Consider the following 13140-nt stretch of genomic DNA (forward strand, 5'->3'; position numbering starts at 1 on the left):
GAAAGCGTCACGCGTCGCTGCGGCAATAGTTATCAAGGAACTGCTGATGCGGCGGCAAGGTGGCGACGCGCGCCGCGATGCCGCGCCGCAGGTCGGCGAGCACGGCGGCCAACTGCCCCGTTGGCATCATCCTCGCCAGTGGATGATGCGCGGCCGGCTCCAGCCGCTGGCCGAGCATCACCTGCAGCCATGATCCGACGCGGAACAGATCGTCTGCCGACTGATAGGCATGGGCGCCTTCGGCAAACAGCGCGACACGCTCCGCCAGCGTCTCAGGCGGCGGCGTGTCGCGACGCTCCTGCCAAAAGGGTTCGGGCCGCTGGTTCAGATGATAATGGAGCAGCACGAAATCGCGCACCGCCTCGATCTCGCGGCGCGACTGATCGTTGAAGCGGGCGCGGGCGGCCTTACCCGGATGGCCGAAGGGGAGCAGCTGGACGAGGCGGGTGAGCGCGATCATCACCAGATGGATGCTGGTCGATTCGAGCGGTTCGACGAAGCCGCTCGACAGGCTGAGCGCGACGCAATTGCGCTCCCATGTCGCCCGCCGTCGCCCGGTGCGGAAGCGGATCAGGCGCGGTTCGATCAACGTCTCGCCCTCGACCGACGCCAGCAACCGGTCGCACGCGGCGTCGTCGCTCAGGTGGCGCGAACTGTAGACCAGCCCGTTGCCGACCCGGTGTTGCAGCGGGATCTGCCAGCGCCATCCGGCATCGTGCGCGATGGCGCGGGTATAGGGCAGGGCGGGGCCGGTAGCCGCGGTCTGCACCGCCAGCGCGCGGTCGGTCGGCAGCCAATGGCTCCAATCCTCGAACCGGACGCCCAGCGCCTGCTCGATTAGCAGCGCGCGGAAACCGGTGCAGTCGAGGAACAGGTCGCCTGCGACGCGTCGTCCGTCCTCAAGGACCAGCGCGGAGAGATCGCCGCTTTCACCATCGCGCTCGACCCGGTCGATCCTGCCTTCGATCCGGGTCAGCCCCTGCGCCTCGCTGCGGCGGCGCAGATAGGCGGCATAGCGGCCGGCATCGAAGTGATAGGCATAGTTGAGCGGCGCGTCGGGACCGGTCGCGAAGCGCCCGGCCTCGGCGGCTTCGTGTTCGAGGCAATAGGCACCGATCGGCCCCGCTGCCCCTTGTGCGCGCGCCTCCAGCCAGAAATGTTGGAAATCGCCCATCCAGGTCGATCGCCCGACTTCGCCGAACGAATGGATATAGCGGTCGCCGCCCCGCGCCCAGTTTTCGAAGGCGATGCCCAGTTTGAAGCTGGCACCGGTCGCGGCCATGAATTCGGCTTCGTCGAGGCCGAGCAGGGCGTGGAACGAGCGGATCGTCGGGATCGTGGCTTCGCCGACGCCGACCGTGCCGATCTCTTCGGATTCGACCAGCGTCACCTCGACCAGCGACGATAGCTGGCGGGTGAGCAGCGCGGCGGCCAGCCAGCCGGCGGTGCCGCCGCCCGCGATCACGATCCGCATCGGGGTCATCGGTTCAGCCTCTGGAGCAAGCGCGCGCGTAACCGGCGGGCGGCTGCATCATCGAGCGGAGCGAGGTCGCCCTGGATCGCGGGTGGCAAGTGCGCGCGTGCGTCGTCGCCGCCGCTCCAGATGTAATGATCGAACATCGCCGACCAAGCCGCTCGCTCCGCCGCCGGGCGTTCACGAAGCGATAGCAATGCGTGAAGCAGCGTCGTCATCGGGCTGTCGGCAAAGGCGGGAGCGTCGTTCCACCAATAGTTTATCATGGCGTTGAACGGCGACAGCGCCTCGACATTATGCCACCACAGCGCCGGGTAGAACAGCACGTCGCCCGGTTCCAGTTCTGCCACCTGCGCATGGGCCAGCGCCTCGGCAAAGCGGGGGAAGCGGTCGAGATCGGGCGCGCGCAAATCGACCATGCTCATCACCTGTCCGCCAGGCGTGGGTTCTAACGGGCCGGGGTAGAGGTTCGCGACTTGATCGGGCGGGAACAGGGTGAAACGCCGCCGCCCGACCATGCACGCGGCGAGGTTGTTCGACATATCGTAATGCGTCGCGGCGGTGGTGCGGGTGCCGATCCAGATGCTGACCATCGGCGCGGGCGTGCCGGCGGGCCAGGGCAGGTCGTTCTCGCCGCGCAGGCCGGGGAGATACAGGTCGAGGTCGGTCGATCCGACATAGATGGCGGGGGCGGCGGGATCGTCCAGTCCGGCCGTGATCCGATCGAGACAGGTGGACAGAGCGGTACGGGCTGCGTCAAAATTGAAGCCGGTTAAATCGTCGCGATAGAAGAAGCGGCCGCCCATCGCCGCATCGCCGGTAAAGGCGACGACCGGCCGTCCGCCATCGAAGCGCTTGAGATAGGTGACGGTACTGCCGACGCTTTCGTGTCCCGCTGCGACCAGCGGCCAGTCGGCGGCAAGGCCGCGAAGCACGACTGGCTCGTTCGCCGCGACCAATGCCGTCGGCGACCAATCGGCGCTCGCCGCGATCGACCGGACGGCGCGGGGAGTGGTCATGTGTCGTGCCGCCGCTGCCGCCGTTCGATCAGCCGGGGGATGTTGTCGAGCGACGCCGACGCCATGAACGCCGCGCGCAAGGCGCCGCTACCATGCAGCGTCGCCAGTGTCTCCGCTTCCAGCGCGTCGAGCCGGTCATCGGCGATGACGAATATGTCGGCGATGGCGCAGGTCTGTCCGTCGCCCAGATCGACCTCGATCGTGGTCGGGCGCAACAATTCGGCGGCCTCCCATGCCGCGAACAACGGGGCGTTGATCGCCTGCCCCTCGCGAATGACACCCAGCACCGCCTCGACATGGGCGAGATAGGGCGCGGTACCACCATGGCGGAGATAGAGCGGCTCGCCCGACCCGTCGCGATGCACGCGCGGGTCGTCGAGGTCGATACGTACGCCTTCACCCAACGGATCGGGGGCGAACGGCCCGCGCTGGCGGACAGCGGGAACATAGCTTGCCGACCACACGCCGTCGGAGCCGAGGAAAAGATTGTCATCCGGGTCGAGGCCCAGCAGTGCGACGGCGTAGGTGCCGCCGCGATCGTCACGCCGGAACAGGATCGGATAGTCGCGCTGCGCCGCCTCGAACTCGTTGGGGAACAGCAGTACCTGATTCACCGCATCACCATGGGCGGCGGCATGCTCGACCGCGACGGTCAGGTCGTGGTGGTCGACATTGTTGAGCGGTACGGGGTTGGGCATCGCGATCCTTACGGCAATATGCCGCTACGGTAGGAAGAGCCGGTCGCGATGGAAAGGGCCGTCCGCCAATACGAACGGCCCTTTCCAGTCACTTGACCGCGATCAGAAGCGGTAGCGTGCGCCCAGCAGGAAGCGCGGCTTGAGTTCCTGTGCGAACACCAGCGCGTTACGATCGCGCCCATATTGCACCAACGGCTCGCTGGTCAGGTTCACGCCTTCGATCGACAGCGCCATGCGATCGTTGAGGTCGTAGCTGATGTTGAAGTCGAGCGTGCCGAACGGAGCCACGAACAATGGGTTACGGCTGTCGCCCTGATTGGTCGCGGCAAGGAACTTGTCGCGCCAGTTGTACGACACGCGCGCCGACAGCCCGCTCTTGTCATAGATGATCGACCCATTGGCGCTGTCGCCAAGCCCCGTCAGCGCGAAGACGTTGACGCCGGGGTCGGCGGCGATGTCGGCATTCACGTCGCCATAGACCTTGGTGTACGACGCCTGCACGCCGAAGCCGGTATTGCCGAAGAAATGCTGCCCGGCCAGTTCGAAGCCATAGATATGGCCGTCGCGGTTGTTGACCGGCTGCGACACCGCGAAGTCGTACAGAGGATCGTCGCCATTGGCGAAGATGTCGACCGATTGCAGGATGCTGTTGACGTAATCCTGGTTCAGCGCGCCCGCCGCGTTGCGGTTCGCCTGGAAATTGGCGTCGGCTTGGGCGGTGTTGCCGCCATTCTGGCTGAGCAGCGCGGTATAGGTGAACAGGTTGACGTCGCTGAGGTCGGCGCCCAGCGCGCGCAGCCGGTCGGCCGCCGTGCCCGACCGCGTGCCCGCCGCACCCGACGACGGATCGCGCAGGTCGAACAGGCTGCGGTTGAAGACGCCGGTCCCGATGAAGTTGCGCACCCGCTTGTCGAAGAAGCCGAGCGAGACATAGCTCGAAGGCTTGTAATACCATTCCACCGACACGTCGAAGTTATCGGAGACCAGCGGCAGCAGCCCGGCATTGCCCGACGTACCCGTCGGACGGCCGCCCAGCGCAACCGGCCGGGTCGGCGGACCCGCCGTGGTCGATGCGAACAGGTTGCCATAATCGGCACGGGCAAGGGTACGGCTGGCCGAGGCGCGGGCGATGAAATTGTCGAACACCTCGATATTGAAATCGATCGCCGGCAACAGGTTGGTATAGCTGCCGCGCTGCGTGACGGTCGACGACGTGGCCGAGATAACCGACGAGAAGTCGTTGTCGGCGTCCCATTTGATCGCCGAGGGCACCGCCTGCAACGCGGTCGAGCGAACCTTGGTCTCTTCATAGCGGGTGCCGAAGACGAGGTTGGCGGTGCGTCCGGCAATCTCGCCCTTCCACGTGATCTGGCCGTATACGCCCCAGATCTTTTCGCCGACAGTATCGAAATCGTTGGCGGTCGTGTTGATCGGGTTGGCGGCGTAGAAGTTGGAGAACAGGTCGTTCAGCACCACCGCATTGCCGCGGAAGGCGGTGCGCTTCGTGTCGGCCGGGCTGAACGTGTCGAACTTGCAGTCGAGGCAGAAGGTCTTGACGACGTTCGACGCCAGCCGCTGGACGATGCCCGGATCAGTGATACCCCAGTCGCCGAGCTGCTGCTGCGTCTGCACGCGGGCGCTGGTCATCTGCGCGTCGGTATAGGTACCGCCGAAGTCGAACCGGCTGCCGCCACCCAGATCCCAGCCGAGATCGGCGCGACCGCCATTGATCCGCTGCCGCTGGGTCGCGGTATTCGTGCGCGAAATCTGCGTGCCGAGATCGCCCAGATCGAGGACGCCGTTGCCATTGCCGTTGATCGAGTCGTTGATCGTCTGCGTGACGCGCGGGAAGCCGCTGCTGTAATCGATCGCCTGGCTGTCGATGACCGGCGCACCGAGCGACACCAAAGTCACCGACGTGCCGTTGGCGGCGTCCGGCGTCGACTTCGACACCGCATGATAGCCATCGAGGTTCAGCGTCAGATTGTCGGTCATCTCCCACTTGCCGTTCAGGCCGTAGGATTGCAGCTGCGTCTTGGTCGCGCGGAACTGCTGTTCGAAGCCCTGATCCTTCACGCCGTTGATCGATTCCGAGATGTAATCGGGCGTGGCGATCACGTCGTTGCCGTTGAAGCGGATCTCGGCGAACGGGCGGTTGAACCAGTTGGTCTGCTCGCTGCGCTGCTCCTCCAGCCGGTTCTGCGCGAACAGCGCATCGGCGGTGAAAGTCAGGCGTTCGGTCGGCGCGAGTTGCAGCACCGCCTGGCCGTTGATGCGCTCGCGCTTGTTTTCGGAGAACTGATAGCGGCTGTCGTTGGGGATCAGCGTGAATTCGGTCGTCGGCCGGTTCCCGATCTGCGTCTGTCCGTTGACATACGGGCCGGCGGGATTGAGCACATCGGCGGTCGGGACCACGGTGAAATAATTGGGTGCGCTCTGTGCCGAGGTGCTATCGCGGCGCTGATAGCTGCCGAACACCGACAGGCCGATGCTGCGCCCGTCATTGCGCCAGCTGAGCAGGCCCGACACTTCGGGCAGGACGCGCGCGCCTTCGCCGGCCATGGTGCTGACGTCGTGCAGCGCCTTCACGCCGAACGATCCGGTGACGCCGGTTTCGCGCGAATCCAGCGGCTTGCGGGTGACGACGTTGATCGCCGCGCCGATGCCGCCCGAGGGGATGGCGGCGCGGCCGGTCTTGTAGACCTCCAGCGCCGACACGCCTTCAGACGCGAGATTCTGGAAGTCGAACGAACGGCCGGTGCCGCGCGCGAAATCGCCCGCGCCACTGGTGTCGACGTTCGAAGCAGGCAGCTGGCGACCGTTCAGGGTGACGAGGTTGAACCCGCCCGAAAAGCCGCGGACCGAGACCTGTGACCCTTCGCCGTTGACGCGGTTGATCGACACGCCGGTAATCCGCTGGAGCGATTCGGCGAGGTTGGTGTCGGGGAACTTGCCGATATCCTCGGCCGAGATCGCATCGACGACGCCCGCCGAATTGCGCTTGATGTCGATCGCGCGGTTGAGCGAGGCGCGGATGCCGGTGACGACGATTTCGCCGCCATCTTCTTGCGCAGGGTCTTGGCCGGTCGGCTGGGCGACGCTGCCCTGCGTACCTTCGGTCGCGCCCGGCTGGGCATTGGTGGCGGTGTCGGTGGTCTGCGCAATGGCAACGCCTGGTGCTGCGAACAAGGCGGCGAGCGCGATCGTCGACGAGGTGCGCGCGAGCGTATGAAGAAGGTGACCCTTCATGCGAAATCTCCCCTAGATAATTCTGACGGTTCGATCCGCCCATTATTCTCGCCGGACGATCCGGCATTGGTACCGCTACCATCATGTCTAACGTTGTCAATACGGGAACAATGCAATCTATCCCCGCTAAGATATTATCTTTTATCCATTTTCTTTTAACGAAGCGGCATGGCAGGCCGAAAACGGCGGAATTCCGCCGTTAACCGTAAATTATCGCACCTACTCTAGAACCCCTGATTCGATACGACAGCGTCGTCTTGCGCAGGCGTATCGGGGAGCAGGTTGACGATGAAGTGGTTCAGCAAGGACGCGCCGATCCGCGCCAAATTCATGGTAATGGGCTTGGTGTACGTTGCGCTCACATGCGTTCCGTTCGCTACGACGGTGCTTGTGGTCAACGGGACGCTTGGCGAGATGGCGGCGCTGGGGATCACCGGCGCGACGGTCGCCGTCGCCATGTTGCTGGCTGTGCTGTTCCGCAAGATCGTCTGCGATCCCTATGTCGGAACCGTCGAGCGCATGGAAGGGGTCGCCCAGGGCGACCTCACCACGCCGATCGGCTTTGCGGATCATCGCGACTGCGTCGGCCGCATGGCGCGCGCGATGGAAGTGTTCCGCGAGAATGGTCGCGTCGTGAAGGAAGCGGCCGCCGCGCAGCAACAGGTCGTCGGTTCGCTCGGCCAGGGGCTGTCGCGCCTTGCGGCCAGCGACGTCACCTATCGCATCGAACAGAGTTTCCCGGCGGATTACGAACGGCTGCGCATCGACTTCAACGCAGCGATGGATGCGGTGTCCGAAGTGCTGTCGGCCGTGCGCGACGCGACCAGCGGCATCAACAACGGCGCCAACGACATTCGCCAGGCGTCGGACGACCTGTCGCAGCGCACCGAGCAGCAGGCAGCGAGCCTCGAGGAAACCGCCGCGGCGATGGACCAGATCACCAGCACGGTGAAGGAAACCGCCACCGGCGCCAGCCGCGCCAACATGGTGGTTATCGAGACCCGCGACGAAGCCGAACAGTCGGGTGACGTCGTCCGTCGCGCGGTCGAAGCGATGAACGGCATCGAGCGCGCCTCTGCCGAGATCGGCGACATCATTAGCGTGATCGACGGCATCGCCTTCCAGACGAACCTGCTGGCGCTGAACGCCGGGGTCGAGGCGGCACGTGCCGGGGATGCGGGCAAGGGTTTTGCCGTCGTCGCCAGCGAGGTCCGGGCGCTCGCCCAGCGTTCGGCCGATGCGGCCAAGGATGTGAAGGCCAAGATCACCGCCTCGTCCGAACAGGTCGCGATGGGCGTCGAACTGGTCAGCGAGACCGGCAAGGCACTGCAACGCATCATCACCCGCATCGGCGAGATCAGCACGCTGGTCGGCACCATCGCCACCTCCGCCGATCAGCAGGCGACGGGCCTGCAACAAGTCAATACCGCCGTCAGCGAGATGGACGGTGTGACGCAGCAGAATGCGGCGATGGTCGAGCAGGCGACGGCCGCCGCCCGCAGCCTGGCCGAAGAGGCGCAGGAACTGGCGCGACAGGTGGCCCGCTTCACCATCGGGTCGGGTTTCCACGGTCATGGCAATAGCGGCAATATCTCGCAGATGCCGACCGCCGTGCATCGGCTGCAGGCACGCGCCGCACAGGTCGGTCGCGAGATCGCCCGCTCGTCGCGCAAGAAAATGGCGGCCGGCGGCGGCAGCGCCGCGCCGATGGCGGCGCCCGTGGTCGACGAGGACGACTGGTCCGAATTCTGATCCCCGCGTCCCGCGCGACCCCAACGTCCCTTCCGATTGGACCCGATCATGCCCATCGCCCTAGCTGCCGTTCTCGATACCGCCGCCGCCGGCCCGCTGCGCCAGACGCTGCGCACGGCCATCGACGCGGGCCAGCCGATCTGCCTCGACGCATCGGGCGTCGAGCGTATCGGCCAGGCCTGCCTGCAAGTCCTCGCCGCCGGGGAAGCCGCGGCGGAGGCTGCCGATATCGACTTCACCATCGTCGGCGCGAGCCCGGCCTTTGCCGACATGGCGACGCTGGCGGCCCTCGACACCCTTCTCGCCGCCTGATCCGGAGCGACCCGTCATGGACCTCGACGCAATTCAGCAGATCTTCTTTCAGGAGTGCGAGGAAGGCCTTGCCGCGATGGAAGGCAATTTCGCGGCGCTGCGCGACGGCGACCGCGATTCGGAAACGATCAACGCCGTCTTCCGCTGCGTCCATTCGATCAAGGGCGGGGCGGGTGCGTTCGGCCATGAACGCTTGCAGGCCTATACCCATCAATATGAGACGCTGCTCGACCTGATCCGCAACGGCACGCTCGAACTGACACCTGCGCTGCTCGATGTCGTGGTCGGTGCGTTCGACATGCTGGCCGACCATGTCGCCGCCGCCCGCGACAGCGGCGAGCCGCCCGCCGATGCGGCGATGCTCGACCGGCTGGTGGTCGCCGCCGGTGGCGGCGGCGCGCATGATGCCGCGGCTGCGCCAGCAGTGCCCGCCGCAGACGAGCCGGTCGCGATCTCCGACGATTTCGACGATCTGATGTCGTTGCTGGGCGACGTCGCGCCGTCCGAGGAGGGCGCCGATGCCGCCGACGGCTGGCGGCTGCGCTATCAGCCAGGGGCCAATGCCTTTGACCATGGCGCCGAACCGTTGCTGCTGCTGCGCGAACTGACGCTGCTGGGCGGGAAGGTCACGCAGTGCGACCGCAGCGCACTGCCGGGGCTCGACGCGCTCGATCCCGAAACCGGCTATCTGGCATGGGACGTGGCGCTGCCCGCCAGCGTCGCCGAGGACGATATCCGCGCCGTCTTCGAATTCTCGGACAGCAGCGCGATCACCCTGACCAAGGGCGATGCGTCGCCGGTCATGGACGACGTCGATTCGTTGTTCGACCTGCTCGATTCGGTCGCCGAACCGGTGTTGGTAGAAGCGGTCGTCGATGAACCGGTCGCGCCACCGCCACCGCCACCGCCCCCTCCGCCGCCGCCCCCTTCGCCGCCGCCCGCTGCGGCAGTGCCGACCCCGGCGGCCCCGGTCGACGATGCCAAGGCCGCGCCGCGTGCGCCGGCGGTGGCCACTCCCCCGGCCGCGCAAACGATCCGCGTCGACCTCGACAAGCTCGATCGGCTGGTCAACCTGGTCGGCGAATTGGTCATCACCCAGGCGATGCTCGCGCAGCGCCTTGCCGAAAACGCGATGGGCGGCATCTCCGAACTGAGCGATCTCGAACATCTGACGCGCGAATTGCAGGAATCGACGATGGCGATCCGCGCGCAGCCGATGAAGACGGTGTTCAGCCGCGTACCGCGCATCGTCCGCGAGCTGGAGGGCGAGACCGGCAAGCGCGTCCGCCTCGAGGTCGATGGCGAGATGACCGAGGTCGACAAGACCGTGGTCGAACGGATCGGCGAGCCGCTGACCCATTTGATCCGCAACGCGGTCGACCACGGCCTCGAAATGCCCGACGTCCGCGTCGCGGCGGGCAAGCCGGCCGAGGGCGTTGTCCGCCTGTCGGCCGCGCACCAGTCGGGCCGCATCGTTATCACCGTCGCCGATGACGGGCAGGGGATCAATCGCGCCCGAGTGAAGGCCAAGGCGATCGAGCGCGGCATCATTCTGCCCGACGCCGCGCTGACCGACGAAGAGATCGACAATCTGATCTTCGCGCCCGGCTTCTCCACCGCCGCGACCGTCTCGAATATTTCGGGGCGGGGCGTCGGCATGGACGTGGTGCGCAAGAACATTCAGGCGCTGGGCGGCCGCATCGGTATTCAGTCGCGCGAAGGCTTCGGATCGAGCTTCTCGCTCAGCCTGCCACTGACGCTGGCGGTGCTCGACGGGATGATCGTGACGGTGGGCGAACAGACCTTCGTCATTCCGCTCGGCCATATCGTCGAAAGCCTGCGCCCGACCGACCTGACACTCAACCGGCTGGGGCCGGACGGGCAGTTGCTCGACGTGCGCGGCGCCTATGTCCCGGTGCTGCGCATCGCCGATCACCTCGGCATCGCCAATGCCCAGCGCAACGCGACCGACGCGGTGCTGATCGTGGTCGAGGGCGACCATGGCCAGGCGGCGCTGGTGGTCGACTCGATCCAGGATCAACGGCAGGTCGTGGTGAAGAGCCTCGAGGCCAATTATCAGGCAATCGACGGCGTCGCCGGCGCTACCATCCTTGGCGACGGTCGCGTCGCGCTGATCGTCGATGTCGATACGCTGACCACGCGCGGCCGTTTCAGCAATCGTGCGCCGGCGGCGATCGCCGCATGAGCGCGGCCGCCGCCCTCGACAATGGCCGGGCACGGGAGTTCGACTTCCAGCCCGCCGACCACCACGCGATCGCCGCGCTGGTGTATGAAGAGGTCGGCATCCTGCTGCCCGAGGGCAAGGCGCAGCTGATCTATGGCCGGATCGCACCGCGCGTCCGCGCCTGCGGCCTGTCGAGCTTCGCCGACTATGTCGCGTTCATCGGTCGCGATGCCGGCGAACGGGGTCGCGCGGTCGATGCGCTGACCACCAACCACACCAGCTTCTTTCGCGAAAACCATCATTTCGAGGATTTCGTCGATCGCATCTGGCCCGGGCTGGTCGAACGGCTGAACAAGGGCGGCCGCGTCCGCCTGTGGTCGGCGGCGTGTTCCAGCGGCGAGGAACCTTATTCGTGGCTGATGGCGGCGTTCGGCGCCGACCGCGGCCTCGCGCAGCGGCTGCTCAAGGCCGATCTGCGGATGCTCGCGACCGACGTGTCGCCCAGCGTGCTCGATAAGGCGCGCGCGGGGCGATATTCGAAGGAAACGATGCGGACCGTGCCGGCGTCCTTGCGCTCGGCATGGACACGGGGGGAGGGCGACGACCTGATCGTCGACCCGATTTTGCGCGACGCGATCGCGTTCCGGCCGCTCAACCTGCTCGGCGACTGGCCGATCAAGGGGCGGTTCGACACGATCTTCTGTCGCAACGTCATGATCTATTTCGACGAACCGACCAAGGAAAGGCTCCTTGGCCGGCTCGCCGACCGACTGGAGGTGGGGGGGATGCTGTACATCGGTCATTCGGAGCGGTTGCTCGGCGCGGTAACGGGGAAATTCCGCCCGATCGGTCGCACGGCGTATCAGAAGGTGGCGGCATGACCGTCCGCGCACTGGTCGTCGACGACTCCTATTCGATGCAGGCGATCATCCGCCGCAAGCTGCAGGCCGATCCGGGGATCGAGGTCGTCGGCACCGCTGCCAGTGCCGACGAGGCGCGCGCGCAGATCAAGGCGCTCGACCCCGACGTCGTCACGCTCGACATCGAGATGCCGGGGATGAGCGGCCTCGATTTTCTCGAACGGCTGATGCGGCTGCGCCCCACGCCGGTCGTGATGCTCTCCACGTTGACCGCGCAAGGGGCGGAGGCGAGCCTGACCGCGCTGGAGCGCGGCGCGTTCGACTGTTTCGACAAGAACCGGTTGATGGCGCATAACGACCATAGCGGGTTCGACCTCGCCGATCTGGTCCGCGCCGCGTCGCAGACCCGCCCCGCCGCGCGCGTCGCACCGGCGGCCCCCGTGGTCCACGAACGGGCGAGCTATACGCCGCGGCCCGGATCGATGATCGCGATCGGCGCGTCGACCGGCGGGGTCGAGGCGCTGATCGAACTGCTATCGGCCTTTCCGGCCAATTGCCCCCCGACGATGATCGTGCAGCATATGCCGGCGACCTTCACGCCCAGCTTCGCCGCGCGGTTGAACCGCCTGTGCGCGCCGAGCGTCGAGGAAGCGCGTCCCGGCGCGGTGCTGGGCGTCGGGAAGATTTACCTCGCTCCCGGCGGCGAGCGGCACATGGAACTGGCCGGTATGGGCGATCGCCGCCATTGCCGCCTGCTGGAGGGGGACAAGGTCAACGGCCACCGTCCCTCGGTCGACCGGCTGTTCCATTCGGTCGCGAAGCTGGCCGGGCGCGATGCCACCGCCGCGATCCTGACCGGCATGGGCAATGACGGGGCGGAGGGGATGAAGGCGATGCGCGCCGCGGGCGCGATGACCTTCGGCCAGGATAAGGCGACCAGCGTCGTCTACGGCATGCCCGCCATCGCGTGGCAGATCGGCGGCGTCGCCGAACAACTGCCGCTGCGCCGCATCGCGGGTCGTCTGCTCGCGGAATGTGCGCTGTGAACGCATTGCAGGCCCGCGACGGTCTGCGCCGGATCACGGTCGCGCAGGGCGAGACGCAGGTCAGCCGCGAGCCCGATGTCGTGCTCACCACGGTGCTGGGCAGCTGTGTCGCGGCCTGCTTCTACGATCCGGTCGCGCAGATCGGCGGGATCAACCATTATCTGCTCGCCGACGGGACTGCATCGGACCCGGCATCGATGCAACGCTACGGCGTTTACGCAATGGAAGTACTCATCAACGCAATGTTGACCATGGGTGCCGCAAGATCGCGTTTGCGCGCACGAATCTTCGGCGGTGCAACGATGCGGGAAGGATTTCGTGATATCGGGGGTGCCAACATCGCCTTTGCCCGCACCTTCCTGCGCAACGAGCGGATCGCGCTGGTCGGCGAGGATGTCGGGGGGACGCAGGCGCGCCGGGTCGAGTTTCGCGCGGCGGTCGGGCTGGCGCGGTGCCGGTCGGTGGTCGATGCGGCCCCGCCGGTGATCGTGGTCCGCAAGCCGCCACCGCCACCCGCCGCCGTCGGCGACGTGGAATTTTTTTGA

Annotated in this window: 10 protein-coding genes; 6 read left to right on the forward strand and 4 right to left on the reverse strand. The window is 66.5% G+C overall.

Annotated features, from left to right (window positions below; all coding sequences use genetic code 11):
* Positions 1-7 precede the first annotated feature (7 nt).
* The 4 genes from AAIO73_RS12030 to AAIO73_RS12045 all read right to left on the reverse strand — a co-directional run bounded on the left by AAIO73_RS12030 (position 8) and on the right by AAIO73_RS12045 (position 6440).
* Positions 8-1483 carry a tryptophan halogenase family protein gene (locus tag AAIO73_RS12030; protein ID WP_345878358.1) on the reverse strand — a complete coding sequence of 492 codons (1476 nt, stop codon included), beginning with the start codon at positions 1481-1483 and terminating at the stop codon, positions 8-10.
* Positions 1480-2493, reverse strand: coding sequence for a cupin-like domain-containing protein (locus AAIO73_RS12035; RefSeq protein ID WP_345878361.1), 1014 nt, complete (start codon positions 2491-2493; stop codon positions 1480-1482). The genes AAIO73_RS12030 and AAIO73_RS12035 overlap by 4 nt, the downstream gene beginning before the upstream one ends.
* Positions 2490-3191 carry a SapC family protein gene (locus AAIO73_RS12040; protein ID WP_345878362.1) on the reverse strand — a complete coding sequence of 234 codons (702 nt, stop codon included), beginning with the start codon at positions 3189-3191 and terminating at the stop codon, positions 2490-2492. Before AAIO73_RS12040 ends, AAIO73_RS12035 begins: the two co-directional genes overlap by 4 nt.
* A gap of 102 nt (positions 3192-3293) precedes the next feature.
* Entirely contained in the window at positions 3294-6440 is a 3147-nt protein-coding gene (locus AAIO73_RS12045; protein WP_345878364.1) for a TonB-dependent receptor, read from the reverse strand.
* Between the two features lie 288 nt (positions 6441-6728).
* On the opposite strand from AAIO73_RS12045, the gene AAIO73_RS12050 reads away from it, so the two are divergent.
* The 6 genes from AAIO73_RS12050 to AAIO73_RS12075 are packed head-to-tail and all read left to right on the forward strand — an operon-like array spanning position 6729 to position 13140.
* Positions 6729-8192, forward strand: coding sequence for a methyl-accepting chemotaxis protein (locus tag AAIO73_RS12050; protein WP_345878366.1), 1464 nt, complete (start codon positions 6729-6731; stop codon positions 8190-8192).
* A gap of 48 nt (positions 8193-8240) precedes the next feature.
* Complete coding sequence (locus tag AAIO73_RS12055; RefSeq protein ID WP_345878368.1) at positions 8241-8504, forward strand: STAS domain-containing protein; 264 nt, start codon at positions 8241-8243, stop codon at positions 8502-8504.
* A 16-nt stretch (positions 8505-8520) separates the two neighbouring features.
* The gene (locus AAIO73_RS12060; RefSeq protein ID WP_345878370.1) at positions 8521-10710 is read left to right on the forward strand and encodes a chemotaxis protein CheA; all 2190 of its coding nucleotides are present in this window, start codon (positions 8521-8523) and stop codon (positions 10708-10710) included.
* Positions 10707-11570 carry a CheR family methyltransferase gene (locus tag AAIO73_RS12065; protein WP_345878372.1) on the forward strand — a complete coding sequence of 288 codons (864 nt, stop codon included), beginning with the start codon at positions 10707-10709 and terminating at the stop codon, positions 11568-11570. The genes AAIO73_RS12060 and AAIO73_RS12065 overlap by 4 nt, the downstream gene beginning before the upstream one ends.
* Positions 11567-12595, forward strand: a complete 1029-nt coding sequence (gene cheB / locus AAIO73_RS12070) for a protein-glutamate methylesterase/protein-glutamine glutaminase (RefSeq protein ID WP_345878374.1) — start codon at positions 11567-11569, stop codon at positions 12593-12595. Before AAIO73_RS12065 ends, cheB begins: the two co-directional genes overlap by 4 nt.
* Positions 12583-13140, forward strand: a complete 558-nt coding sequence (locus AAIO73_RS12075; protein WP_242116545.1) for a chemotaxis protein CheD — start codon at positions 12583-12585, stop codon at positions 13138-13140. The genes cheB and AAIO73_RS12075 overlap by 13 nt, the downstream gene beginning before the upstream one ends.

Origin of the sequence: Sphingomonas epibiotica (assembly GCF_039615155.1) — a bacterium.
Taxonomy (GTDB): domain Bacteria; phylum Pseudomonadota; class Alphaproteobacteria; order Sphingomonadales; family Sphingomonadaceae; genus Sphingomonas.